The sequence below is a fragment of the Gluconobacter sp. genome (assembly GCF_047722525.1).
GTDB lineage: Bacteria > Pseudomonadota > Alphaproteobacteria > Acetobacterales > Acetobacteraceae > Gluconobacter.
The window spans coordinates 115,216-140,417 of the sequence record NZ_JBDNYY010000002.1; the positions used below are offsets into that span (position 1 = coordinate 115,216).

23 protein-coding genes and 1 tRNA gene are annotated in these 25,202 nt (G+C 62.3%); 14 read left to right on the forward strand and 10 right to left on the reverse strand.

Annotated elements, in window-relative coordinates:
- Position 1: 1 nt before the first annotated feature.
- Positions 2-811, reverse strand: coding sequence for an alpha/beta fold hydrolase (locus tag ABF859_RS02550; RefSeq protein WP_415525864.1), 810 nt, complete (start codon positions 809-811; stop codon positions 2-4).
- Positions 812-941: 130 nt separating this feature from the next.
- On the opposite strand from ABF859_RS02550, the gene dusB reads away from it, so the two are divergent.
- The 6 genes from dusB (at position 942) to hflX (ending at position 8,221) form a co-directional block, all read left to right on the forward strand.
- A complete protein-coding gene (dusB, locus tag ABF859_RS02555; protein ID WP_415525866.1) occupies positions 942-2,057 on the forward strand; it encodes a tRNA dihydrouridine synthase DusB in 1,116 nt (371 codons plus the stop codon).
- Positions 2,058-2,090: 33 nt separating this feature from the next.
- On the forward strand, positions 2,091-2,822 hold the full coding sequence (locus ABF859_RS02560; protein WP_415525868.1) for a sigma 54-interacting transcriptional regulator: 732 nt from the start codon (positions 2,091-2,093) through the stop codon (positions 2,820-2,822).
- A gap of 68 nt (positions 2,823-2,890) precedes the next feature.
- The gene (locus ABF859_RS02565; protein ID WP_415526173.1) at positions 2,891-5,206 is read left to right on the forward strand and encodes an ATP-binding protein; all 2,316 of its coding nucleotides are present in this window, start codon (positions 2,891-2,893) and stop codon (positions 5,204-5,206) included.
- Positions 5,196-6,608, forward strand: a complete 1,413-nt coding sequence (locus tag ABF859_RS02570; RefSeq protein ID WP_415525870.1) for a sigma-54-dependent transcriptional regulator — start codon at positions 5,196-5,198, stop codon at positions 6,606-6,608. The genes ABF859_RS02565 and ABF859_RS02570 overlap by 11 nt, the downstream gene beginning before the upstream one ends.
- Positions 6,609-6,656: 48 nt before the next feature.
- Positions 6,657-6,911, forward strand: a complete 255-nt coding sequence (hfq, locus tag ABF859_RS02575; RefSeq protein ID WP_415525872.1) for an RNA chaperone Hfq — start codon at positions 6,657-6,659, stop codon at positions 6,909-6,911.
- Positions 6,908-8,221 carry a GTPase HflX gene (gene hflX / locus ABF859_RS02580; RefSeq protein WP_415525874.1) on the forward strand — a complete coding sequence of 438 codons (1,314 nt, stop codon included), beginning with the start codon at positions 6,908-6,910 and terminating at the stop codon, positions 8,219-8,221. The genes hfq and hflX overlap by 4 nt, the downstream gene beginning before the upstream one ends.
- Positions 8,222-8,228: 7 nt before the next feature.
- On the opposite strand, the gene ABF859_RS02585 is transcribed toward hflX, so the two are convergent.
- The 3 genes from ABF859_RS02585 to ABF859_RS02595 all read right to left on the reverse strand — a co-directional run bounded on the left by ABF859_RS02585 (position 8,229) and on the right by ABF859_RS02595 (position 11,651).
- Positions 8,229-9,389 (reverse strand): OpgC family protein, encoded by a 1,161-nt coding sequence (locus tag ABF859_RS02585; RefSeq protein ID WP_415525876.1) that lies wholly within the window; start codon positions 9,387-9,389, stop codon positions 8,229-8,231.
- A gap of 74 nt (positions 9,390-9,463) precedes the next feature.
- On the reverse strand, positions 9,464-10,096 hold the full coding sequence (locus ABF859_RS02590; protein WP_415526175.1) for a hypothetical protein: 633 nt from the start codon (positions 10,094-10,096) through the stop codon (positions 9,464-9,466).
- 100 nt (positions 10,097-10,196) lie between these two features.
- Complete coding sequence (locus tag ABF859_RS02595; protein WP_415525878.1) at positions 10,197-11,651, reverse strand: SulP family inorganic anion transporter; 1,455 nt, start codon at positions 11,649-11,651, stop codon at positions 10,197-10,199.
- A 231-nt stretch (positions 11,652-11,882) separates the two neighbouring features.
- Between ABF859_RS02595 and ABF859_RS02600 the strand changes: the two genes are divergently transcribed.
- Positions 11,883-12,746 (forward strand): SDR family oxidoreductase, encoded by an 864-nt coding sequence (locus tag ABF859_RS02600; RefSeq protein ID WP_415525880.1) that lies wholly within the window; start codon positions 11,883-11,885, stop codon positions 12,744-12,746.
- A 101-nt stretch (positions 12,747-12,847) separates the two neighbouring features.
- Positions 12,848-12,923: transfer RNA gene (locus tag ABF859_RS02605), tRNA-His, on the forward strand.
- Positions 12,924-12,955: 32 nt separating this feature from the next.
- On the opposite strand, the gene ABF859_RS02610 is transcribed toward ABF859_RS02605, so the two are convergent.
- Positions 12,956-13,888: a DMT family transporter gene (locus ABF859_RS02610; RefSeq protein WP_415525882.1), complete on the reverse strand. Its 933-nt coding sequence runs from the start codon at positions 13,886-13,888 to the stop codon at positions 12,956-12,958.
- A 242-nt stretch (positions 13,889-14,130) separates the two neighbouring features.
- Between ABF859_RS02610 and ABF859_RS02615 the strand changes: the two genes are divergently transcribed.
- Positions 14,131-15,552: a mannose-1-phosphate guanylyltransferase/mannose-6-phosphate isomerase gene (locus ABF859_RS02615; RefSeq protein ID WP_415525884.1), complete on the forward strand. Its 1,422-nt coding sequence runs from the start codon at positions 14,131-14,133 to the stop codon at positions 15,550-15,552.
- A 30-nt stretch (positions 15,553-15,582) separates the two neighbouring features.
- On the opposite strand, the gene ABF859_RS02620 is transcribed toward ABF859_RS02615, so the two are convergent.
- The gene (locus ABF859_RS02620) at positions 15,583-16,506 is read right to left on the reverse strand and encodes an SDR family oxidoreductase (RefSeq protein ID WP_415525886.1); all 924 of its coding nucleotides are present in this window, start codon (positions 16,504-16,506) and stop codon (positions 15,583-15,585) included.
- Positions 16,503-17,909 (reverse strand): hypothetical protein, encoded by a 1,407-nt coding sequence (locus ABF859_RS02625; RefSeq protein WP_415525888.1) that lies wholly within the window; start codon positions 17,907-17,909, stop codon positions 16,503-16,505. Before ABF859_RS02625 ends, ABF859_RS02620 begins: the two co-directional genes overlap by 4 nt.
- A 328-nt stretch (positions 17,910-18,237) precedes the next feature.
- Here ABF859_RS02625 and rplM point away from each other — a divergent pair, with 328 nt between their 5' ends.
- Together rplM and rpsI are read left to right on the forward strand one after the other, a co-directional pair.
- Complete coding sequence (gene rplM / locus ABF859_RS02630; RefSeq protein ID WP_415525890.1) at positions 18,238-18,711, forward strand: 50S ribosomal protein L13; 474 nt, start codon at positions 18,238-18,240, stop codon at positions 18,709-18,711.
- Positions 18,712-18,721: 10 nt separating this feature from the next.
- Complete coding sequence (gene rpsI, locus ABF859_RS02635; RefSeq protein ID WP_062496006.1) at positions 18,722-19,213, forward strand: 30S ribosomal protein S9; 492 nt, start codon at positions 18,722-18,724, stop codon at positions 19,211-19,213.
- Positions 19,214-19,302: 89 nt separating this feature from the next.
- On the opposite strand, the gene ABF859_RS02640 is transcribed toward rpsI, so the two are convergent.
- The gene (locus ABF859_RS02640; RefSeq protein WP_415525892.1) at positions 19,303-19,848 is read right to left on the reverse strand and encodes a DUF2975 domain-containing protein; all 546 of its coding nucleotides are present in this window, start codon (positions 19,846-19,848) and stop codon (positions 19,303-19,305) included.
- A 263-nt stretch (positions 19,849-20,111) separates the two neighbouring features.
- On the opposite strand from ABF859_RS02640, the gene ABF859_RS02645 reads away from it, so the two are divergent.
- On the forward strand, positions 20,112-21,191 hold the full coding sequence (locus tag ABF859_RS02645) for a branched-chain amino acid aminotransferase (RefSeq protein ID WP_415525894.1): 1,080 nt from the start codon (positions 20,112-20,114) through the stop codon (positions 21,189-21,191).
- A 36-nt stretch (positions 21,192-21,227) separates the two neighbouring features.
- Here ABF859_RS02645 and ABF859_RS02650 read toward each other — a convergent pair whose 3' ends face one another.
- Both ABF859_RS02650 and ABF859_RS02655 read right to left on the reverse strand, forming a co-directional pair.
- Positions 21,228-21,824, reverse strand: coding sequence for a nucleotidyltransferase family protein (locus ABF859_RS02650; protein WP_415525896.1), 597 nt, complete (start codon positions 21,822-21,824; stop codon positions 21,228-21,230).
- Positions 21,821-22,792: an XdhC family protein gene (locus ABF859_RS02655; RefSeq protein ID WP_415525898.1), complete on the reverse strand. Its 972-nt coding sequence runs from the start codon at positions 22,790-22,792 to the stop codon at positions 21,821-21,823. Before ABF859_RS02655 ends, ABF859_RS02650 begins: the two co-directional genes overlap by 4 nt.
- Before the next feature lie 170 nt (positions 22,793-22,962).
- Between ABF859_RS02655 and ABF859_RS02660 the strand changes: the two genes are divergently transcribed.
- Entirely contained in the window at positions 22,963-24,159 is a 1,197-nt protein-coding gene (locus ABF859_RS02660; protein WP_415525900.1) for a molybdopterin molybdotransferase MoeA, read from the forward strand.
- Entirely contained in the window at positions 24,149-25,183 is a 1,035-nt protein-coding gene (moaA, locus tag ABF859_RS02665) for a GTP 3',8-cyclase MoaA (RefSeq protein WP_415525902.1), read from the forward strand. Before ABF859_RS02660 ends, moaA begins: the two co-directional genes overlap by 11 nt.
- The last annotated feature ends 19 nt before the right edge of the window (positions 25,184-25,202 follow it).

Here is a 25,202-nt window from a genome sequence, read left to right on the forward strand (position 1 = left end):
ATCAGCTCTTGATGAAGTCGAGAACGGTGCGGTTGAACTTCTCGGTTTCGTCGAGAAAGACCATGTGGGCACTGTCCTCGAACTCCACTCCCGTGCAGTTGGGCATGTGCTGCGCCACCCAGGCCGGACCATCCGGATTCAGGACCTTGTCCTTGCGGGCGATCATCATCAGCGCGGGGAGCGTGAAACGGGGCAGGATATCGCGCCAGTCCTGCGTGGTGTGATCCGCCATCATGGCGCTGCGGGCATGAGCGGGACTTTGTGCCATTTCCCGGAGCAGGAACGCTTTTTCATCCTCGGGAAGCGGGTGGCAGATGCAGCTTTCCAGATTGCTCCTGTCGAACGCGTCCGGCGTTAGGGTGAGCTGCTGCTGCACGGCGGTCAGGCCGGCCTGATCGTAGCAGGCCGCATGTCCGAGCTTCCAGTCGGCGGAATAGTACTGTTTCGGGGTCTGCTGGACGAAAATGGCATTGCGGATGCGTTCTGATCCGAACAGTTCGAGATACGACCAGATGATGGGGCAGCCGATCGACCAGCCCAGAAGCGTGATGTCGTGAAGGTTGAGAGCAGCTAGAAGATCCCGCAGATCGGCAGCCAGACGGGCGATGCGGTAACCGTACTGGGGCTTCTCGGACCGGCCATGTCCGCGCAGGTCCACGGTGATGACGCGGGCCTGTTCGGAGATCGGACCGACATTGCGGTGGAAGAAGCGTCCCGAGAACGTCCAGCCATGGATCATGACGATGGGACGTCCGTGCCCCTGTTCCTCGTAATGGATGCGGGTTCCGTCACTGGTCGTGATGTGTGGCATGCTCTTCTCCAGGAATTGGGGGTGGGAAAGGGCGTGGAAACTCTTGAGGGCATAGCGCACGGACAGGGAGTGGGTTGCGTGCAAAGGAGCGTTTGCGCTTGCGGGGGCGGGACGGTAAATTGATCCTGCCATGACTGCTTCTTCTCCCTCCGCCGCCTCTGACGTGCCTTCCGCAGCACCCCCGAACCGCGTTCTGAAACCCATTGATCTGGGGCAGGGCGTGGTGATCGAGGACCCGGTGATTCTTGCTCCGCTCTCGGGGGTCACGGATCTGCCGTTCCGTCAGCTTGCCCGCGATCTGGGGGCGGGGCTCGTCGTGTCGGAAATGATCGCATCCTGGGCGATGATCCGTGAGAACGAGAACACCATGCGCATGGCGCGAATGGCCGAGCGCGGGCCGAATGCGGTCCAGCTCGCCGGGTGTGATCCCGAGGCCATGGCACAGGCGGCGAAGATCTCGGTGGATGGGGGCGCGAATCTCATCGACATCAATTTCGGCTGCCCGGTGAAGAAGGTGGCGATCGGGCAGATGGCGGGCTCCGCGCTGATGCGGGATGAGGTTCTGGCCGGAAAGCTGCTCGAAGCGACGGCGCGGGCCGTGAATGTGCCCGTGACGCTCAAGATGCGCATGGGCTGGGACCACAATTCCCTCAATGCGCCGCGTCTGGCGAAGATCGCGGAAGAGAGCGGAATCCGGCTCGTGACCGTGCACGGCCGCACGCGGCAGATGTTTTATAACGGTACGGCGGACTGGCATTTCGTCAAAACGGTGAAGGATGCGGTGTCGCTGCCCGTCATCGTCAACGGGGACATCAATACCATCCGCGATGCGCGGGAGGCGCTGCATCAGTCACAGGCTGATGGTGTCATGATCGGACGGGGCTGTTACGGGCGCCCCTGGTTTACGGCGCAGGTAGCGCAGTCCCTGCGGACCGGCGAGGATGTGCCGGACCCGGATCTGGCGACCGAGAAAGAGATTGCCCTGCGGCATTACCGGATGATGCTTGATCATTTCGGTGAGCGGCCCGGTCTGCGGCTCGCGCGCAAGCACGTCTCCTGGTATTCCGCCGGGCTGCCGGGGTCTGCGACGTTCCGCTCCACCATCAACGGTGTCGAGAGCGCAGCCGAGGCTATTGCGCTTCTGACAGCGTTCTATGACCGTCATATCGACGCCGGTGTCGTGCGCAACCGTGAGGCTGGCCCGACGGGCAGTCTGAGCCGCGACGGTACGCGTGAAGCGGCCTGAGGACGTGAGCAGTCTGGCGCTTTCGTGGCAGCCATGACGCAGCATTCCGCAGCAGGACTGGTCGAGCAGGGCTGTCATCCGGTTTTTCTGTACGGCGCGTCCCGGCTGGACCGGCAGGACGTGGCCCGGCGGCTGCACAGTCACAGCCCACGGGCGCAGAATCCCTTCGTCATTGCGGCGCTGACTGCGACGCCGCGTGCGCTGCGTGAAACCGCCCTGTTCGGAAATGGTGAGGCGGGCTGGATCCAGCAGGCGCAGGGGGGGACTCTTCTGCTGGATGAAATCGACTGTCTGTGCCCGCTGATGCAGGACCGGTTCATGGACTGGCTGGGCCAGGAGGACACGGATCTGCGCGTGATTGCGGGCAGCCGGCATGATCCTGTCCTGCTTCTTCGGCAGGGCGGTCTTGCAACGGGGCTGCATCAGTGGCTCTCGGCGCTGCCGTCCGCGCAGCGCATGGGGCCGGAGCGGATCAGTGCGGTCTGTCGGCTTGCGGCGGGAACGGGCACCGCCCGCCCGCGCGGGCTGGAGCGGGCGCTGGAACGTCCTTTGTCCGAATATCTTGAGGGCGATCTGGAAAACGGCGCCGGCGATCTGCATGCCTGTGTGGTGGGCGAGGTCGAGCGACCACTGATCACGATGGTCCTGCGCCGGACCTGTGGAAACCAGTTGCGGGCCGCCGCCATTCTGGGGGTGAACCGCAACACCCTGCGCAAGCGGATCCGTGAGCTGGACATCACGATCCCGAAAGGCATTGACGAGTGAGATTTCCTGCCCTGAGGCGCCTGTTTGCAAGGCTGACGAGTGCCAACGGGGCGGTTCTTCTGACAGTCATGGCGCTCGTGCTCGCCTTCGCGACCTTCGTCGTGCTGTCGGGGGGCATGTCTCTGGCGCATCGTCCGCAGGTTCAGGCGATTGTCTTCCTGCTCGACTTTATCATGCTCATGCTGATTGCGGCGGCGGCCGTGGTGCAGATCGGGCGGATGCTGGCGGAGCGCAGGCTCGGTCTGGCGGGCGCGCGGCTGCATGTTCGGCTTATTACGCTGTTCGGGATCGTGGCGGTCGCGCCGACCATCGTGGTGGGCGCGGTGGCGACGCTGTTCTTTCATTATGGCGTGGAAATCTGGTTCTCCAATCGTGTGAACGATGCCCTGACGGAGGCCCGTTCGGTCGCGGTCGGCTATCTGCGGGAGCATAACGACAACGCCCGGACCGAGGCGTTCGCGTTGGCGAACACGCTCATCACGGTCCAGAACGATGAGCTTTTCTCGCGTGGGATCGATCTTTTCCATGATCCGGCGCGTCTTCAGGAGTTTCTTGATGACGAAGTCACCGAGCGCGGCCTGACGGATGCGGAGGTCTTTGATCCGCTGACCTACAAGGTTCTGGCGGTCGGTGGTCTTCTGGGCAGCGACGCGGACATGACGACCGCCCCACCGCTTCCGCCGAAATCCGTGGTGGAACTGGCCCAGCACGGTGAGGCCGTGATTCTTGACCGGCCGGATCAGCGCAGGGTGCGTGCCGTGGTGGCTCTGGGGGGCAATTCGGGCCTCATGCTGGTCATTACCCGTCCGGTCGATCCGGATGTCGTGGAGCATATGCGCCGGACGGATGCGCTGGTTGCGGATTACCAGAGGTTGATTACCAATCGCGGTAAGACGCAGGTTCTGTTCGCGGTCATTTTCGCGCTGATGGGGCTGCTGGTTCTGGCGGTCGGGATGCTGACGGGGCTGGCGCTGGCCAACCGCATCGCCAATCCGCTCGGGTTGCTCATTCTGGCGGCCCAGCGGATTTCCAAAGGGGATCTGGGTGTGCGGGTGCCCGTCCCCGATGATGCGGGGCAGGATAAGGACGACGAGGTCACGGGGCTGTCCCGGGCGTTCAACAGCATGACGGACCAGCTTGAAAGCCAGCGTTCCGAGCTGATGCAGGCCTATGACCAGATCAACGAGCGCCGCCGCTTTACCGAAACCGTGCTGGCGGGTGTGTCGGCGGGTGTGATCGGGCTGGACCGGATGCAGGTCATCGAACTGCCGAACCGTGCAGCCTCCAGCGTGCTCCAGCGTGATCTCCAGCCAGCCATCGGCCGGAAACTGACGGACCGGGTACCGGAGTTTTCGGGTCTTCTGGAGGCTGCCCGCATGGCCCCGGAGCGCGTTCATACCGCGGAAATCCAGGTGGACACGGAAGGCGCGCAGCGTCCAGGTGGTCCGGGCGAAGGCGCTGGGGCCGGTGCGGGGCGGACGCTTCTCGTGCGCGTCGTGGCGGAACTGCGCGGGCAGGAAGTCGCGGGCTATGTCGTCACCTTCGATGACATCACGGATCTTCAGTCCGCGCAGCGCAAGGCGGCCTGGGCCGATGTGGCGCGGCGTGTGGCGCATGAGATCAAGAACCCCCTGACGCCGATCCAGCTTGCGGCAGAGCGCCTGAAGCGGCGCTTCCTCAAGGAAATCCAGTCCGATCCCGACACCTATACGCAGCTTGTGGATACGATCGTGCGGCAGGTGGGCGACATCGGGCGTATGGTTGACGAGTTCTCCGCCTTCGCGCGGATGCCACAGCCCGTCATGCAGCCAGAGGACTTCTCACGGCTCTGTCGGGAGGCGCTGGTGCTTCAGCGGAACGCTCATCCCGAAATCGTGTTCGAGACGACGGGGCTGCCGCCATCCGGGCCGATCGTCCGGTGTGACAGGCGACTCATCGGCCAGGCGCTGACAAACCTGTTACAGAATGCAGCCGATGCCATCAGCATGGCAGGCCGCGGAAAACCGGGAGAAAACGCTTCCGGGCAGCCAGTGCAGCCAATTGGACACATTGTGGTGGGCTTGCACATTCGCGGCGGGCATGTCCTGCTAGACATAGAAGATGACGGGATCGGCCTGCCGACGGTGGAACGCCACCGGCTGACCGAGCCTTATGTAACCCACAAGGCGAAGGGCACCGGCCTCGGCCTTGCGATCGTCAAGAAGATCATGGAGGACCATTCCGGGATGGTTCAGCTCACTGATCGGGAACCAGACCTGTCCCGTGGCCCGGCGGCCGGGCGGCGGGGAACGCGTGTTACCCTGTCCCTGCCGTTATGGGAGCAGGAGAGCCATCTCCCGGCTGGAACGGACCTTCAGACCATGAGGACAGCAGATGGAACATGAGATCCTGATCGTCGATGACGAACCGGACATCCGGTTCCTCATCGAGGGTATTCTGAACGACGAGGGCTACAAGACCCGGACTGCGGCGAATTCGGATCAGGCGCTCGAGCTTTTCCGTGCCCATCGTCCGTCGCTGGCGATTCTGGATATCTGGCTGCAGGGGTCGCGGCTGGACGGGATCGAACTGCTCAAGATCTTCCAGACCGAGGAGCCGGGGCTGCCGACGCTCATGATCTCGGGGCATGGGACCATCGAGACGGCGGTGTCCAGCCTCAAGCTCGGGGCCTATGACTTCATCGAGAAGCCGTTCCAGTCGGACCGGCTTCTGGTGGTGGTGCGTCGTGCGCTGGAAGCGGCGCGTCTGCGGCGGGAAAATGCGGAACTGCGGCTGCGGGCCGGGCCGGAGACGACCCTTTCGGGGGATGGTCCCGTCATCTCCGCCATCCGTGCCCAGATCGAGCGTGTCGCCCCGACCAATTCGCGCGTGCTGATCAGTGGTCCGGCTGGCTCGGGCAAGGAGGTGGCGGCGCGCATGATCCATGCGCGGTCCCGTCGTGCGGAAGGGCCGTTCATTGCCCTGAACTGTGCAACGCTGGCGCCCAACCGCTTCGAGGAGGAACTGTTCGGTCTGGAAGGCGAGGACGGCCAGCCGATGCGTCGCGGCGTGCTGGAGCGCGCGCATCGTGGAACGCTGCTGCTCGACGAGGTGGCAGACATGCCGCCGGAGACGCAGGGCAAGATCGTCCGGGCGCTTCAGGACCAGACGTTCGAGCGGCTGGGGGGCAATACGCGGGTGAAGGTGGATATCCGCGTCATTGCCACGACCAACCGCGACCTTCAGTCCGAGATTGCCGCGCACCGGTTCCGCGAGGATCTGTATTACCGGCTGGCGGTCGTGCCGCTGCGGATCCCGTCCCTGCGGGAACGGCGGGAGGATATTCCGGGTCTGGCGCGGCATTTTCTTGAACGCTGTGCGCAGTCCTCGGGTCTTCCGGTCCGGGAGCTGTCCGTTGATGCACTTGCGGCGTTGCAATCCTATGAATGGCCGGGGAATGTGCGTGAGTTGCGCAATCTGATGGAGCGGCTGCTGATCATGATGCCGGGGACGGGCAACGATCCGATCCGGGCGGACATGCTGCCCGCCACCATCAGTCAGGGCGCGCCGTCCATGACGCGGCTCAATTCGGGTGCGGATGTCATGAGTCTGCCGCTGCGGGAGGCGCGGGACCTGTTCGAGACGCAGTATCTTCAGGTGCAGCTCATGCGGTTTGGTGGTAACATCAGCCGGACGGCCAGCTTCGTCTGCATGGAGCGCAGTGCGCTGCATCGCAAGCTCAAGCAGCTTGGGGTGACGACGAATGACGAGCGTTCCAGCGCGCAATCCACGCCGGTGAGCAGTTGAGATGATGCGCCGGCTTTTCTCCTTTTCCTTCAGTCGACTGATAACCGCGTGACTTCAGACCCTTCCTCTTCTGCCGGTGCCCGAGCCGTTCAGGAGGTTTTTCTCGACCATCTGCGCAGGACGGAAGCTTCCGTGACCGTCTTTCTGGTCAATGGCGTCAAGCTTCAGGGCATTGTGGCCCAGTCGGATGCCCAGACCCTGCTGCTGCGCCGTGATGGTCATGTGCAGCTTGTCTACAAACATGCCGTCAGCACCATCATGCCGGTGGCGGCGATATCCCATTTCATGGAAGAAGAGCTTTGAGCGGTTTCGAGACCAAAAAACCTGCAACCCGGGCGGCTGTCATCCTGCCGTGGGAGAAATCGGGACCGCAGGAAGAAATCCGTGCGGCCGATGCGCGTCTTGAAGAAGCAGTCGGACTGACGGCATCGATCGGGCTGGTGGTGGTGCGCCAGGCTGCCATTTTGTTGCGGGCGCGTCGCCCTTCCACGCTTCTGGGCAGCGGTCAGGTCGAGCAGTTGGCCGAGGCGGTCAAGCTCGACAATGTGGATGTAGTCGTCATCGATGCGCGCCTGTCACCCGGTCAGCAGCGCAATCTTGAAAAGGCGCTGGGCTGCAAGGTTGTGGACCGGACGGGGCTGATTCTTGATATTTTCGGCGCGCGTGCGGCCACCCGTGAAGGTGTGTTGCAGGTTGAACTGGCTCATCTGGAATATCAGCGGTCGCGTCTTGTGCGGCTGTGGACCCATCTTGAGCGTCAGCGCGGTGGCTTCGGCTTTCTTGGTGGTCCGGGTGAGACGCAGATGGAAGCGGATCGCCGGATGCTGGCCGAGCGGATCGGCAAGATCAAGAAAGAGCTGGAACAGGTCCGTCGGACCCGCGGTCTGCATCGTGAATCCCGTAAGCGCGTTCCGTTTCCGGTCGTGGCGCTTGTGGGCTACACCAATGCGGGAAAATCCACGCTCTTCAATGCGCTGACGGGAGCGTCCGTCCATGCGCAGGACCAGCTTTTCGCTACGTTGGACCCGACGATGCGGGGCCTGCGCCTGCCGTCGGGCCGGAATGTGATCCTGTCCGATACGGTGGGATTCATCAGTGAACTGCCGACAGAGCTGATCGCGGCGTTCCGTGCGACGCTTGAAGAAGTAGCGCAGGCGGATGTGATCCTGCATGTCCGCGACATTTCGCATCCCGATAGTGCGGCACAGCGGGCGGATGTCCTGAACGTGCTGGATGGCATGGTGCGCGATGGCATGCTTGATGCGCACTGGTCGGATCGCACGATCGAGGTGCTGAACAAGGCGGATCTGGTCGGCGGTGTCGAAGCTGTGCCGAAGCGTGAGAATGCGGTTGCGATCTCGGCTATCACAGGTGAAGGCCTGCCGGATCTGTTCGAGATTCTGGACCAGTATCTGACGCGCTCGATGAAATCCGTGGAGGTGCGTCTTGCGGTAACGGATGGCGCGGCGCTGGCCTGGCTTTACCAGCATGGTGAAGTGGTTGGACGTACGGACCGGGAGGACGGGATGGATGTCCAGGTCCGTCTCTTCTCGGCGGATTTGGAGCGGTTCGAACTGCTTCACCCGGACCGGGTCGTTCAGCCGGAAGCCTGAACTTTCCCTATTGGGGCGCGGGCATCGCGGGTGCCGCGCCCGAAGAGATACGGGCGGCCTTGGCGCGCTGGCGGGCGCGGTCCAGAGGGATGGCCAGCGCATAGGTCAGGCCGAGGCCGACGACGTTCATGACAACCTGATCCCACAGGTTGATGCCGAAGCTGGCGAACATCAGCCGCCCCAGCAGGTCAAGCACGGTGCTGAAGGCAAAGACTTCCAGAGAATTCCGTCCCAGCAGGGCGAGGCTCTGGCCGATCCGGTCGGCGGAAATGCGGCGCAGGGTCTTGGAAGACTGCACCAGATAGAAAATCGCCATGATGTCCAGCAGGCGCCAGATGGCGAGGGTGGATTTGCCGGTATTGGGCGGTGCGGGGAAGAGCCGCAGAGACGGAACGTGCCAGTATTCGTAGGGGAAGCAGAGGACGAAAGCGCCTGCCAGATAGGCGAGGCAGAGCGCCTTGGCCCACGGGCGATAGGGCAGGTCGCCATTGTGTTTCGAGGCCCAGACAGCCCCCAGAATCCCCAGAATATAGAGAAACTGCCAGCCGAACGGGTTGAGATACCAGCCATTGGGATCGAGCCAGTTCGGGATGGTGATGCGCGGGTCCAGATTGGCGATGGCCCAGATGCCTGCACTCAGGACCAGCAGCAGCCACGGGCTGCGCCTGAGAAGCCAGTAGATCAGTGGAAACAGGGCCAGAAGCACGATGTAGAGCGGCAGGATATTCAGATAGCTCGGCAGGGCATCGAAGGTCAGGATACGCCACAGCCAGCTATAGCCGTGCGCAAGCTGGGGTTCGATCGTGTATTCGGGCAGGGGCTGATAATGACGCCACTGGCGGACGGTCCAGACGAAGACCAGCGTCATGCCGGTCTGGTACAGATACAGTCTGAGGCAGCGGGTAAGGATCCGGTGGATGCCGGTTTTCCAGCCCTGACGGTCGATCAGGCGCCCATAGGCCAGATAGGATGCATAGCCTGCCAGCATGACGAAGATCTCGGCCGCGTCCGCAAATCCGAAATTGCGGATGGTGATGCGATTGAGCAGGTCATCCGGTACATGGTCCACCAGCATCATCAGCAGCGCGATACCACGCAATGCGTCCACGCGGTGATCGCGGGGGTTCTTTCGCGCTAAAGCTGATGGGGGTGGGGAGGATGGCGCCATGGTCTCTTCATATCGTCAGTGCAGGGAGAGGGGTATGGGTAGCAGATTACGGTCTGATTAAAGATTGGACGGAATTACAGCCTGTGACTGTCCGTATCCGGATGATGCAGGGTCGGCTCCGCTCCGGCCTGCATACTCATGCCGCCTCCACCTTCATCCCCGCCTCCGCCTTTCCCGCTCTCCTTGCCTTCACCTTTGTTGCCGCCATTGGAGGAAGGGCGGGCCGGTCCCTGTTCCGGGAGGACGAGATTGGCGGGCAGGCTTTCCAGACTCAGGGCTTTTCGGATGAAATTGCGCAGGGAGACGACCAGGTCATGGGTAGGGACGGGGCGTCCGGCCACGAGTTCCGTCGCGGCCCGACCTGCCAGCCGGACCTGTTCTTCCGTGCCAAGCAGGATGATATCAGACAGGGCGGCCTCGACGGCGTCGCGGATGCGGCGGTTGCGGTCCGAACCGGAGAGCCGGTCTGCGGTCAGGTCCCGCTTGTGGGCCGGGTCCACGGTCAGGTCGCCGGTGAACGAACCGCCGAGGGTGCGATAGGCCGCCATCAGGACGCGCAGGCGCTCATTGATCTGCCGGTTCATGCGTTCCCGGCGCTGCTGGATGGTCAGCATGGTCAGCAGGCGGATGCCGACACCGATCAGGGTGAAGAGTGCCAGCCCGATCAGGGTCGCCAGCAGGCTGTGCCAGGAACTGAAATCAATCATGCTGCGCAACGGGTCTCTCCGGCCACTCGGGGTGTGCTGATATAACAGTCAGACTTCCGGGCGGTTTTGCGATTTCAGTTCCTGACGGTCTTTACAGGCTTTAGAGCGCGAGCAGGGTCTCGTTTGACTGTGTGGCGATGATGTCATGCTGATCGGGACGCAGTCCGGTGACTTCGACGACATGATCATGAGACTGCAACTTGCCGATGATCTTTTCCAGAACCTGCACCGAGGTGATGTCCCAGAAGCGGGCATGGCTGAGATCGAGAACCACAGTCGTTGCATCGGTATGGTAGTCGATGGCGTCGGACAGGCTGTCGGCGGAAGCGAAGAAGACCTGCCCGGAGGCCGTGTAGGTCACGGTATCGCCTGAACGCTGTTCCGTGACACTCAGCAGTCTGGCGGCATGCCAGGCGAAGAACACGCCCGAGAGCATGACGCCGACCGCGACACCGGCGGCCAGATCGTGTGTCATGACGACTACGGCGACAGTGACGAGCATGGTCAGGCTGGACAGGCGTGGGTGCCGCGTCAGATCGCGCAGGCTGCTCCAGGAGAACGTGCTGGCGGAGACCATGATCATGATGGCGACGAGGGCGGCCATCGGGACCTGCCCAACCCAGTGATGCAGCAGCACCATGAGGGCCAGCAGGAACGCGCCGGCAGTGAAAGTCGAGAGGCGTCCGCGTCCGCCATAACGCAGGTTGCCGACGGTCTGGCCAATCATGCCGCAGCCCGCAATCCCGCCGAAAGCGCCGACGAGGATGTTGGAAATGCCGAGGCCCGTGCATTCCATGCGCTGGTCGCCATGGGTGTCGGTGATGTCATCGACGACGGACGCTGTCATCAGGGACTCCAGCAGGCCCACCGCCGCCATGGCCAGCGCATAGGGCAGCACGACAGACCATGTGGCCCAGTTCAGGGCGATATGTGGGAAAGTGAGGCTGGGCAGGCCGGTCGGGAGATCCCCGAGATCCGAGACGGTGTGAACCGGCATCGGATGGAGCATCGTGATGGCCGTGAGGATGATGATGCAGATCAGGGGCGAGGGGATGGCATCCGAGAGGCGCGGTAGCAGGTAGATGATGACGAGGCCCAGCGCGATCAGAGCATAGGTGTGCCAGGTAACGCCCAGCATCTGTGGGACCTGGGCGGAGAAGATCATGATGGCCAGCGCGTTGACGAAGCCGGTCCGGACTTCGGCTGGCACGAACCGCATGACGGACTGGAGGCGCAGCAGGCCGAACAGGACCTGAAACGCACCGGCGACAAGCGTGGCAAGCAGCATGGCCTGTACGCCATGTGTATGGACCAGCGGCGCAACGACAAGAGCGACCGAGCCTGCCGCGCCTGAAATCATGCCCGGACGTCCGCCGAAAATGGCGATCGAGACCGAAATGACAAAGGATGCAAACAGGGAAACGGCCGGGGAGACGCCCGAGATATAGGAGAAGGCGATGACCTCGGGGATGAGGGCAAAGGTGCCAACCATTCCGGCCAGCACTTCGCGCAGCGGGTTCTGTGCCCACTGGCGACGGTAGAGAGCGGGGGTCATGAAGGATCCTTGCGGGCTGGGCGTGAACGGGGTGCGACGTATTCAGGCCCGGCGCGGCAATGGGGTGACCAGTCTAACCCGCCTCGGTTCAGGATTGAAGACAGGGAATGAAAATGAGGTGTGGACGGGCTCTTGGGCCAGCTTTTGACAGGACGTTGTGCTCCCGGATTGAACACGGGGCCACTGCGCTGCGTTGGGACGGGACTGACCATCCTTCATCCGGAGCGCATCATGCCCAATTATCCCTTCCCGCCATTCAACACGCCGCATCAGGATCACATTCCCGGACAAACGTCTCTCATGACGCCGAAGCCCGATCACGGTGAGCAGAGCTATGTCGGGCATGATCGGCTGCGCGGAAAGATCGCGATCATCACAGGTGGGGATTCCGGTATTGGCCGCGCCGTTGCGATCGCGTTCGCGCGGGAGGGCGTGGATGTTGTCCTTTCCTTCCTGCCCGAGGAAATGGACGATGCCCGCGAAACCGAGAGCTGGATCAGGAAAGCGGGCCGACGCGCTCTTCTGGTTCCGGGAGACCTGACGGATCGGGATGTCTGTGCCGAACTCGTGGACCGCACGGTTGCGGAGTTCGGGCAGATCGACATTCTCGTGAACAACGCGGCTTTCCAGATCGAGCGCTCCTCTCTGGCGGATGTGAGCGACGAAGAATGGGATAAGACATTCGACATCAACGCCGGCTCTGCGTTCCGGCTGTCTCGTCTGGCCGTCCCGCATATGCCGCGGGGTGGCGCGCTGATCCATACGGTGTCGGTCAACGCCGACCAGCCCAAGCCGAAGCTGCTGGCCTATTCCGCAACCAAGAGTGCCATCCAGAACTTCAGTGGCGGTCTGGCCCAGTTGCTGGGGGAGAAGGGAATCCGATCCAACGTGGTGGCACCCGGTCCGATCTGGACGCCGCTGATTCCCGCGACCATGGATGTCGAGCATGTGGAGCGCTTTGGCGCCGATACGCCCATGAAGCGTCCGGGGCAGCCGGCGGAACTCGCAGGAGCATATGTTTTCCTTGCAAGCGATGAAGCCAGCTATGTCTCGGGCGCCACGATTGCCGTCACCGGAGGTACTCCGGTGATCTGAGTGGGGACGGGGTGGCAGGAAAAATCCGGAGCATGAAAAAAATTGCTTCAAAGGACTGGACGACAGCCCCAACCTTCCTCTAGAGAATGCGTCGCTGTGTGGCGGATGTAGCTCAGTTGGTAGAGCGCCGGTTTGTGGTACCGGTTGTCGCGGGTTCGATCCCCGTCATTCGCCCCAGCAATCCTCTCTGAAAATTTTGGATAGCAGCTTCAGGGCTTCGGGATATCGGCCTGCGGGTGATGTCGGTGTTCCCAGTGTTCTTCCAGAGCCATGCGTTCGAAGCGCAGTTTCTGGCGGATCCAGTTCAGCATTCCCGATAGCGTTACAACGACGATTCCGACGAAGGTCCAGTTGTCCAGAGGCTGGTGGAACAGCAGGTAGCTGAACGCCACTGCCCAGACCATCTGGCTGTATTGCGGGAGCGCCACGCGGTTTGCGGGTGCTACTGCTGTGGCCATCATCATGAAAAGCTGACCGAGGGCTGCGAGAAAACCGTAACCGAACAGAATGGCCCAGATCCGGAGTCCGTGCGGCCATGACGCGTGGGCGATCATGAGAAGGCCATCGCCGATCAGTGGGCCGAACAGGCTTGAGCCGAATAGTGAAAGCCTTGCACTGCCATCGCCCGCCAGCCGGTAGGCCACGACGCTGCTGGCATTGGCCAGGGCGGCAATGATGGCGCAGACATGCCCAAGATGGAATGTCCGCGCGCCGGGCCTCAGGACGATCAGGACGCCGAGGAAGCCGACAGCGACGGACAACCATGTCCAGAACGAGACTTTTTCCTTCAGGATCGTCACGGAAATGATGGTGACGAAGAAGGGCATCAGGAACATCAGCGACAGGGCTTCGGGCATGGGAAGCAGCATGAAGGCCATGACGCTGGCGGCCGTCGAAACGAATGTCGAGACGGCGCGCAGGACCCACATGCCCGGACGGGTCGTTGCGAAGATGTCGGAATAGGGTTCGTCCGGACGGCGGATGAAGGGCAGGAGGATGAAGCCGAACACGCCGCCCGAAAATGCGACTTCAAAAGGATCGAGATGGCCTGCAAGTCCTTTCGAGCAAGCGTCGCTGATCGAAAAGGCGGCATAGCCCAGAAGTGCCAGCAGGATGCCTGAGGAGAAAATGGTCTGCTTCATGGATAGTGTTTCTCCGCGGGCAAGACTGCTTCCCGTTCACGGGGAATAAGAAGACCCCGTAGCGCTGGCAGTCAATGTGTCGGATTTTATATTCAATGTTTTCCGGCCTTTTCTTTGATGGAGCGGCTCCACGGGAGCAGGGAGGGGGGTAAATTGGAAAGGCCGCCGCCTTCATGTATGGTGCCGATCCTTTTGGGAGGCTGTATGGCCTCCATCCCGTGGATAAAAAGCGTAAGCCCCTCATGTCCCAGAAGATCGTTCCAGTCATTCTCTCCGGTGGGTCAGGCAGCCGTCTCTGGCCTGTTTCCCGCAGCAGCTACCCCAAGCAGTTCTGGCCTCTCCTGACGGAGCGGACCCTGATTCAGGAAACGGCCCTGCGTGGCGTGCGGGCGGGGCTGGCGGCTCCGATCGTGATCTGCAATGCCGAGCACCGCTTCATCGTGGCGGAGCAGTTGCGGGATGTCGGCATCGAAGACGCACGGATCGTGCTGGAGCCCGTGGGGCGCAACTCCGCGCCCGCCATTGCCGCCGCCGCGTTCCTTGTGGCCGAGACCGACCCGGATGCCATTTTATGGATCATGGCTGCGGATGCGGCCATTACCGATGAGTCGGCCCTCTATGCTGCACTTGGGCATGCTGTGGCCGCGGCGTCGCGGGGGCGGATCGTCACGTTCGGGATGAAGCCGACGCGCGTTGAGACGGGATATGGTTATATCGAGAGCGGTGCGTCCCTGCCGGGGCTGGACGGCGTCTATGAAGTCTCACGCTTCGTCGAAAAGCCGGACGCGGCCACGGCGGAGGAATTTTTCCGTGATGGTCGCTATCTGTGGAACTCCGGCATGTTCGTCAGTCAGGCCGGGGTTTTCCTGTCTGAGATCCAGGCTTTCGAACCGGCGATTTACGAGCACGTGGGAGAGGCCGTCCGCACCCGCAGCAGCGATCTTGATTTCGATCGGCTGGACGATGCGAGTTTCCGTCAGGCTCCGGATATTTCCGTGGATTATGCCGTTGCCGAGCGGACGAAGCGCGCGGCGGTCGTGCCGGGAACATTCGGCTGGTCGGACATCGGAAGCTGGGATGCACTATGGGACCTGTCCTCCAAGGACGAGGCGGGAAATGCCACGTTCGGAGATGTTTTCCTGGACGGTGCGCGGAACTGCTACGTCCGCTCGGACGGGATCGTTGCTACGGTCGCCGGTGTCGAGGATCTGGTGGTTGTCGTGACGCAGGACGCGGTCATGGTGTCGCATCGTGATCGTGCGCAGGACGTCAAGCACATGGTCAGCCGCCTGAAGAAGGCCGGACGCAAGGAAGCGGTGGCGCATAACCGCATGTACCGGCCTTGGGGCTTCTATGAGAGCCTGATTCAGGCGGACCGGTTCCAGGTGAAGCGGATCGTGGTCGAGCCGGGCCAGAAGCTTTCGCTTCAGAAGCACTTTCACCGCGCCGAGCACTGGGTGGTCGTGGGGGGCACGGCAGTTGTGACCCGTGATGCCGACCAGATCATGGTGCGTGAAAACGAGAGCGTCTATCTGCCGCTGGGCTGTGTGCACCGGCTGGAAAATCCGGGCCGGATTCCGCTGACACTCATTGAGGTGCAGTCAGGGCCTTATCTGGGCGAGGACGATATCGTTCGGATCGAGGACGTCTATTCCCGCAACTGAGCCGGACCTGAAACCCTGATCCGTTGAGGATCAGGGTTCCTGCGTCTGGTGGGAGCGGCGTCCGAACAGGTGATGCAGCCCGCTGGCAAGCGGGACGGGTCTGACCCCCAGGCGACGTTCCATCGGGCCGACATCGAAGTTCTTGTCTTCCAGAAGACGACGGACTTCTTCGGGTGCGATCTGCGGCAGTCTGCGGAGATGGCGTGTTACGTGGGAGAGCGCCATGAGCATCCATCCCGGCAGGGAAATGATGGGACGACCGCCCAGCCCCGCAAAATACAGCACCATGCGCACGAATGTCCGGTAAGCGACGGCGGTTGGACCGGCAATCACAATGCTTTCAGGCCCTGTGACCGCGCCATTCTGGATCAGGTGAATGGCCGAGACGAGGCAGCGCGTGACGTCACGCTGGTCGATGGGCTGTACCAGTGAGCGCCCGCCGCCAGGCAGCGGGATGACGGGCAGGCGTTCCAGAAGCTTTGCCAGACGCTGCACGTTGTCTTCGCCCTGTGCACCGTAAATCATGGTCGGATGGAGGATGATCGAGGGACGGCCGTCCGCTTTCAGTGCGGCCTCGCCGGCAAGGACACCGCGCCCGTGATCATCGGGCCAGTGCGTGAACTTCCGTGTGCTGCCCAGAGCCACGATGGGGGCTGTGGTGGCGGGCAGGATGGCAGGCAGGTGGCGGGCATGGGCGGTATTGACGACGACCGTCGCGTCTTCGAGCGCCAGAGGAAGCGTGGTGCTGTCGGTAAGATCGGCGATCCGGACGGCAAGGCATGCCTCGGCGATGTCCGGGGCGAGCTTGCCCTGGCTGCGCACGACAGCGATGATCTGCTGACCTTCGGCAAGAAGCGCCCGGCAGAGCGCGGATCCCGAGCGGCCGCTCGCGCCGATGATGCAGATTGGGCCATGCGCCGGTGGAACTGGGGGGGCAATGTCTCCGGTCGTCATTGTGCGGAAGCCTTCAGATCGGGGGAGGCGAGAAATGCCAGCATCGTGGCCGGGGAAGAGAGGGACTCATTGAGGGCCTTGAGGGACATGGGCGTTTCGGAGGCATAGGTCACCGTCAGGGTGCGACCTGCGGGATTTGCGACGTAATCCGAAACCGCGCCGAGTGCGGGATTGGCTGAGAGGCCCGCCTGCAGAACCTGTGTGGCCTGCTGACGGAGCTGATCTGCGGTCAGGCCATTTCCCGCCTGTCGGGCGGAAAGGACAAAACCGGCATCGAGAAGTCTGTCTCCCTGCAGGGACAGGGTGATGTTCTGCAGGGCGGTGGACTGCAGGATCTGCTGGGGGGAGGGGTGACCGTCCGCAAAGCCTGTCTGGATGGTCCTGGCATCGGCTTTCAGGGTCATGAAGCCGGGAACCGTCAGGGTGGCGGTGGTGCGGGACGTATGATCCGCGAGGCTGGAAATCCGCACGTAATGGGCCGTCGCGCCTGCGCCGTTGATCGGGAAGGGCAGTTTCTCGTCGCTCTGGAAATGAAAGCCCTTCATGTCCTGTGTGAGGGTGGCCGTCTGGTCTTTCAGGGTGCCTGTCCCATGCAGGTCTTCGAGCCGGAACGTGCCGGATGTCAGGCTCAGCCTAAAATTGCGGGCGTCAAAACTCTGCGGCGGGGCCATATGCAGGGGGAAGGGGAGATGGTCCCATGCGGCGGCAACCTGTGCGGCGAGGTCTTTCTGTTTCAGATCCAGCCGCTCCAGACTGGCCTGTCCGCTGACAAGCTGCGGATCATGCCCCGGTGCCTGCACGGTGCGTTCATAGGCGATTGTGGCACCAGCGGTGCGCAGGGTGGTGACGAGGGCCGGACCATAGTTGTCCAGCGTGAAGCGGTCGGCAAACAGGCTGTGGACATTGACGGGGCCGGGCGGAGAGGAGGGAGCGAGGTTCTGGACCGAGAACTGCTCGATCTGACCGTGAGCGAGGGCGATGTGGGCCAGATCGATCCGGGAATGTCCCTCTGCCGGGGGGCGTGACGGCGGCAGGATCAACTGGCGCAGGCTGAGTGTGCTGCCATGGATGATCTGGGTCGGCGTCTGGAGGAAGGGTTCACGGACTTCGACCGTGCGGATCGACAGGCCGCCATCCGGGGTGGGGCGGGGATGGCCCAGCCGCATCCGGGCGGCGCGCAGGGTGATGGAGCCGTCCCGCAGGGTGATGTCGGTCAGGGTGGCGCCCAGCGAGAGGATGGCGGGGCGGGCGCTGCCATACGTGAATGTCGTGCCCGGAGGGAGGGCCGCGCGGAAGCTCGACAGGCCGCGGACCAGCTCCATGTGGGCTTCGTGGTGAACGCCGGCCATGCCGATTACAGCAATTACCGAAATCAGGCTCGCCGTGAGCCAGGGTCTTTTCACGTTGATGTTCCTGTCTGAAACGGCCCCGCACAGGCGTCGGGCGCGAACGGTCTGCGTCGCGCGCAGGATACCATTGTCGTGACGGGGAGCAATGCAGACATCAGTTTTGTTGAGGTAACAGGTTACCATATAAGGAAAAACGGCTGAAAACCGCTGCGAATCACATAATTCAATATGTGAATGGGACTTGACGTGCGCGCCGGGGACGGCAATAAGGCCCCACCTGATCCGCTTCGCCGGAGGAGAGGGTGCTTTCGGGCATCGTCTTTCTCTGCAAGCGCCATCCACGGTGCGGCTCTTGGCCGTGCCCCAAGCTGGAATGTCACTAATGAAGACCACACGTTCGCTGAAGCCAGCGGAGGTGACGAAGAACTGGGTGCTGATCGACGCCGAAGGGCTCGTTCTCGGCCGTCTCGCCACCATCATCGCCACCCGCCTGCGCGGAAAGCACAAGCCGCAGTTCACCCCACACGTTGATTGCGGCGACAACATCGTCGTCATCAACGCCGAGAAGGTCGTTCTGACGGGCAACAAGGTTGGCCAGAAGCTGTTCCATTACCACACGGGTCACCCGGGCGGTATCAAGGAGCGCACCATCACGCAGCGTCTCACGGGCAAGAACCCGGGTGAAGTTGTCGAGAAGGCCGTTGAGCGCATGATCACCCGTGGTCCTCTGCAGCGCGCCCAGATGAAGCACCTGTATGTCTATGCCGGTTCCGAGCATCCGCATGACGGCCAGAAGCCCGTCAAGCTGGACGTTGCTGCGATGAACCGCAAAAACACCATCACCCACGAGTCGTAAGGCCTGTATCATGTCCGAGACCCAAGAGCGCACCGGCACGCTGCAGGACCTTGCGAGCGTCGCTCCTGCCGTTACCTCCAACGCCGCCCCGGTTCACGAAGTCAAGCGTGACGCCCAGGGCCGTTCCTACGCAACCGGCCGTCGTAAGGACGCCGTGGCCCGCGTGTGGATCAAGCCCGGCAAGGGTGACATCATCGTCAACGGCCGTCCGGTCACGACGTATTTCGCCCGTCCGGTCCTGCGTATGCTCCTCACGCAGCCGTTCCTGATTTCCGACCGCTACAACCAGTTCGACGTGTACTGCACGGTGACCGGTGGTGGTCTGTCCGGTCAGGCTGGCGCCGTCCGTCACGGTATCTCCCGTGCGCTGACGTATTACGAGCCGAGCCTGCGTGGCATCCTGAAGGCCGCCGGCTTCCTGACGCGTGACAGCCGTATTGTCGAGCGTAAGAAGTACGGCCGTGCGAAGGCACGTCGTTCCTTCCAGTTCTCGAAGCGCTGATTTCTTCAGCCTTTTCGAACGACGGAAAACCCGGCCAGAAATGGCCGGGTTTTTTTTGTATCTGGCTTCCAGGCCCCGTTTGTGGCGGGTCAGACCACTTCATCCAGTTCGCTGCGAAGCTCCAGTCCTTTCTGGAAGATCCATGCCATGACGAATGGCAGCGCAACCAGGCCGAGATCCGAAACGGTTTCAACGTCATAAAACGAATCATGTGGGTGGGAGACGGGCGAGGATACGGCCACCCAGCCCTCGATAAACCCTGCAAAAAAGGGAACACAGAGGCTCGCGAGACCTGTGAACCCGATCAGGCGCAGCGAGCGAACATTCGCAGAGGTGAAAATCTGTTCCTGAAGGCATTCGAAGATGATGGCGGCGATCCGGTAAAGGATGACAGCCTGACAGATTTCCTGAAAGGCCCGACCAAGATGTGTCATCGCTGACAGACCTTGCCACGGTGTCATCAGGAGCCTCCATCCGGCCCAGTGTGTCAGAAAGACGGGCAAATCGTTCTGCAGGACGGCGCAGACATGCCCGGCTGCGACCACCACGGAAAGCCCGGCGGGAATCTGCAACAGGACGGCGACGCTCTCGGCTACGGTGCGCGTTGTTTCGGTGGTGGCTTCTGACCGGATCATGGAAAGAGATTCCTCAGGCGACGATATTCTTGGTATTTATCGTAAAGCGATAATATCGAAAAGCAATAAAACTACTTTTCCGGGAGATAGGATTTTTGAGGGTTCGCGGAATAAGATCGATAAAAAAATAAGCTATTGGCAATAAAATTACCTTAATGTAAGAAATATAATAACGATATTCCGATATCGCCAGAAAGCCTCTTCTGTGCCACATTGCGCGCGCCATTTTTCGAGACCATGACCTATCCGGAAGCTGTGACCTCATGACACCTTTCATCATTGAAAAGACCGACACCCCGACCGATCCCGTGAAGCGGACGGAACTGCTGGCCAATCCGTCTTTCGGCCGGGTTTTTACCGATCACATGGCCATCATCCGCTATTCAGCCGACAAGGGCTGGCACGATGCGAAGATCACGGCGCGCCGTCCGCTGAGCATCGATCCCGCTTCGACGGTCCTGCATTACGGGCAGGAGATCTTCGAGGGCATGAAGGCCTATCGGGAGAAGGACGGCCATGTCGCCACTTTCCGTCCCGAGGCCAATGCATCGCGCTTCGCCGCGTCGGCCCGTCGGATGGGGATGGCCGAACTGCCGGAAGATCTGTTCGTTCAGGCCGTGGACGAACTGGTGCGTGTGGATCAGGACTGGGTGCCGTCCGGAGAAGGGCAGAGCCTCTATCTGCGTCCGTTCATGATTTCCAATGAAGTCTTTCTGGGTGTGAAGCCGGCAACGGAATATCTCTTCATTGTCATTGCCTGCCCGGTTGGTGCGTATTTCAGTTCGGGCTGCGTGTCCGTCTGGGTGTCCGAGCATTACACGCGTGCGGCGATCGGTGGCACGGGTGAGGCCAAGTGCGGCGGCAACTATGCCGGCAGCCTGATTGCCCAGGCCGAAGCCAAGGACAAGGGCTGCGATCAGGTCCTGTTCCTTGATGCGCGCGAGCGTCGCTTCGTCGAGGAAATGGGTGGCATGAACGTGATGTTCGTGCGCAAGGACGGCAAGATCGTTACCCCGCCGCTGGGTGGGACCATTCTACGCGGTATTACCCGCAACAGCCTGATCCAGCTCGCTGCCGATCAGGGTATCGAAGTGATCGAAGAGCCGGTTGATATCGACGAGCTGTTCGCTGGTGCTGCTTCGGGCAAGTACACGGAAGCCTTTGCCTGTGGCACGGCGGCGGTTCTTTCGCCGATCGGAAAGTTCGTGCGTCCGACGGGCGAGGCTGTGTTTGGTGACGGCAAGACGCCCGGACCGGTTTCGCAACAGCTCAAGAAATCCCTGACGGATGTGCAGGGTGGCCGTACGAATGATGTTCACGGCTGGATTCACCGCATTACCTGAGGATTGGGCGCCGGGTCCGTGAAGGGCCCGGCTTTTTCAATCCGGATCGATCCATCCGGCACGCCCCGCAGCGTCAAGCTGTTCCGGCGTATCGATGTCGAAAGCGAGTTCCGGGGCCTCGACCAGCGCCGGGGTGACGCCAGCGTTCTTCCAGAGGTGACGCAGGCCGGTGTCGCCATGCAGGCCGTCAATGCGTCTCCGGGTCGCGGGGCTTAGCAGGACCGGAATGCCGCGGCCTTCCTGGCCGTAAGCCGTCACCACATCTTTACCGACTGTTCCATGCTTCAGAAGAGTGCGGAGATGATGCTCCGTCAGGCGGGGCTGATCCGTACCGGCGATCAGGAGCGGGGTATTGTCCTGTTCCAGCATCCGGTGACCGTATCTGAGTGATGAAGCGAGGCCGGTCTGCCAGTCTTCGTTCTGCACGGTCACGATGTCGAGGTCCGCGAGAGCGTCGCGGATCTCTGCGCCAGCCCCTCCGGTCACGACCACAAGACACTCAGGCTGCGTTGCGAGCAGAAGCCGGGCAACATGTCGTACCAGCGGTTCCCCGCCGATGGTCAGAAGCTGTTTGGGACGACCGAGGCGTGTGCTTCCTCCTGCGGCCAGAAGAAGGGCGGAATGGCGGATCATCGTGGCCGGGTCGCGATCATCTGGGTCAGGATGGAGAGCGCGATTTCCATGGGCGTGCGGGCGCCGATTTCCAGACCGGCGGGCAGGTGCAGGCGACTGAAGGCCTCTGGGGGAACGCCTGCGGCCTTGAGGGCCTCAAGGCGCCCGGGGATCTTGCGGCGGCTTCCCAGGATGCTGACGCAGAAGGCTTCGGATTTCAGCCCGTAAGCAGCGAGCATCAGGTCGGAACGGGCGTCATGGGTCAGGCTGTATATGGCCGTCCAGCGATCAGGCCTGAGTGTGGGAAGAGCAGTGTCCAGACTGCTGCGGACATAACGTGCGGGCGAGAGCCCGGGAGGTGGCTCGGCCGGGCCGTAGGGGCGGAGCAGGGTGGTTTCGAGTCCCATGAGTCCGGACAGCATCAGGAGCGCAAGGATGATCGGATCCCCTCCGGACAGGATCAGGCGCAGGGGAGGGAGATACTGGCGGGCGAAACAGTTTTTTTCGCGGCCCGTGGGTCGGACGTCTTCGCAGAACTGCATGTCACCGGTCCGCAGATCGGTCAGAAGTGTGATCGGTCGGCGATGCTCCCGTGCTGTTCTGCGGGCCGCGACATGGGCTGCAAGGTCGGGCAGGGGGCGGACGAAGATCCCGATGCGGCCGCCGCAGGTGAGCTGGATGTCCAGAACCGGGCTTCCCGCGCCATAGTCCAGCATGCGGGTCTGTCCGTCTTTCAGGCATTCCAGGGCTTCCGCGCGAACCGCGGCTTCCACGCAGCCGCCGGAGACATAGCCCTGAACCTCGCCGTCCTCGCAGACCACCATTTCGCTGCCCAGCGGGCGGGGGGAGGAGCCGGTGATGTTGACCAGAGTCGCGAGGGCCGCGCGCTTTCCTTCGGCGGACCAGCGTTCCAGCGTGGGAAGCAGGTCATCCGTCAGGCCGTAAAGCGGCCATTGGGAAAGGGGGGAGAACTGTGCCGCGGCCGTCATGGAAGGTCCCTGATGTTCTTTGGTGGCATCAGGGTAACGCCAAAGACGATTATGACATACCCTTTCGCCCGCCAGACTGTTGATCCCTGGGCCATGAGGTCTATATCGGCAGGGAACGCAGCGTCGGCATTTCAGCCAGCGGAACAGACACGTCAGCGACCGGAGCGGAAATGAGTGATCTCCTGAGCGTTACACGGGCCATGGAACTGGTGCTGGATTATGCCGGCAGCTTCGGAACCGAGGTCGTTGATCTGAGCATGGCGGCCGGGCGCGTCCTTCAGCAGACGATCCGTGCCGAACGCGCCCAGCCCCCGTATGACCGCGTGATGATGGACGGGATTGCCTTCCGTCACGGCAGTGGTCCGACGCTGGTGTCACATGGCATCCAGCGTGCTGGTGCCCCCGGACAGATGTTGCCGGATGGGCCTGTCTGTCTTGAGGTCATGACGGGGGCCGTGCTGCCTGACGGTGCGGATACGGTCGTGCCGGTCGAGCGTCTTGTTCGCGAAGGCCGCTTGATCCGCTTCGAGGACGGTTATGAGCCGCGCAGGGGACAGTTCATTCATCGTCGTGGGTCTGAGTGTGCGGCGGGTACGGAGCTTCTGGCTCCGGGGCAGCGTCTCGATGGGCCGGCGCTTGCGGTTCTGGCGGGAAATGGCCATGCGCAGGTCACCGTCTCCCGGATTCCGTCCATCGGGATCGTTGCCACCGGGGACGAACTGGTGGATGTCGGCGCGCCGGTGCGGGACTGGGAAATCCGGCGTTCAAACGAATTCGCCCTGAGTGGCGCGCTGCTTGCGCGCGGGTTTAACTGTATCGAACGCTCCGTCGTTCCGGATGATCTGGCGGAGACGGTCGTGGCGTTGCGCGAGCAATTGTCGCGTCATGAGGTCCTGATCCTGAGCGGAGGTGTGTCGATGGGGGCGTTCGATCATGTCCCCAAGGCGCTGTCGAAAATTGGGGTGGAGCGGGTTTTCCACAAGGTGGCGCAGCGTCCGGGCAAGCCGCTGTGGTTCGGGGTCGGGCCGGAAGGGCAGCGTGTGTTCGGGCTGCCGGGCAATCCCGTGTCCGCCACGACCTGCGGGGTCCGTTATGTCATGCCCATGCTTCTGGCAGGGCAGGGGCTGAACCGCGCCGAGCCTTATGCGGTCATGCTGGATGCGGATGCCGAACTGGTCCCGACATTGACGCGTTTTCTGCCAGTGCGGGTGCGTCACGATGGGACAGGACAGGCGCTTGCAACGCCCTGTCCTATGCCGACTTCGGGGGATTTCAGCTTCCTGGCGTTAACGGACGGGTTTGTGGAACTGCCGCGGGGCGAAGGTGTGGCGCCGCGCGGGACAGCCGCGTTGTTTTATGGCTGGTAACGACAGGTCTGCCCTGACGGATCAGGCCAGCCGTCCGCTGCATGATCTGCGTATTTCCGTCATGGACCGATGCAATTTCCGCTGCCCGTATTGCATGCCGGAAGCGACCTATCACGAGCATTTCCGCTTTCTGGAACCGAAGGAGCGCCTCAGCTTCGACGAGATCGAACGTGTGGCGCGGGTGGCGGTGTCGCTGGGGGTGCGCAAGCTGCGTCTGACGGGCGGAGAGCCGCTGCTGCGTCCGAAACTGCCGGAACTTGTGGCGCGTCTGGCGGCCATTGACGGTGTGGAAGACATTGCCCTGACCACGAACGGCGTTTTGCTGGAGCGGCATGTCCGGGATCTGAAAGAGGCCGGGCTGAACCGGGTGACGGTCAGTCTCGACAGTCTGGATCCTGCGGTTTTTGCGCGTATGAGCGGTGGTCGGGCCCAGCTTGAGCCTGTTCTGGGCGCGATTGATACGGCCGCATCAGCCGGATTTTCAGGGGGCGTTAAGCTCAATACCGTCATCCAGCGTGGGCTGAACGATACGGGTGTCGAGGCACTGGCCGAACGTTTTCGGCATAGCGGCGTTGTGCTGCGTTTTATCGAATACATGGATGTCGGGACGCGCAATCACTGGGAACGGGCCGAGGTTGTTCCGTCGCGGGAGCTGCGTGAGCGCATTGATGCGCGCTGGCCGCTTGAGCCGGTGGATGCCCATTATCGCGGGGAAGTGGCGCGACGGTATCGCTATTGCGACGGGGCAGGAGAGGTCGGTTTTATCTCCTCCGTCACCGCGCCGTTCTGCGGGGATTGTTCGCGCGCGCGTCTGTCGTCTGAAGGACAGCTTTATACCTGTCTGTTCGCCTCGGAAGGGACGGATTTGCGCACGCTTTTACGCAGCGATGCGGATGATGCAGCCCTGCGCGACCTTCTGGCCGGGGTGTGGCGCCGCCGGACGGACAGGTATAGTGAGGAGCGGGCTGCCTCTTCGGATGCGCCTGCACGACGCCGCATCGAGATGAACTATATCGGCGGCTAGAATCGGTGGCCAGAATTCG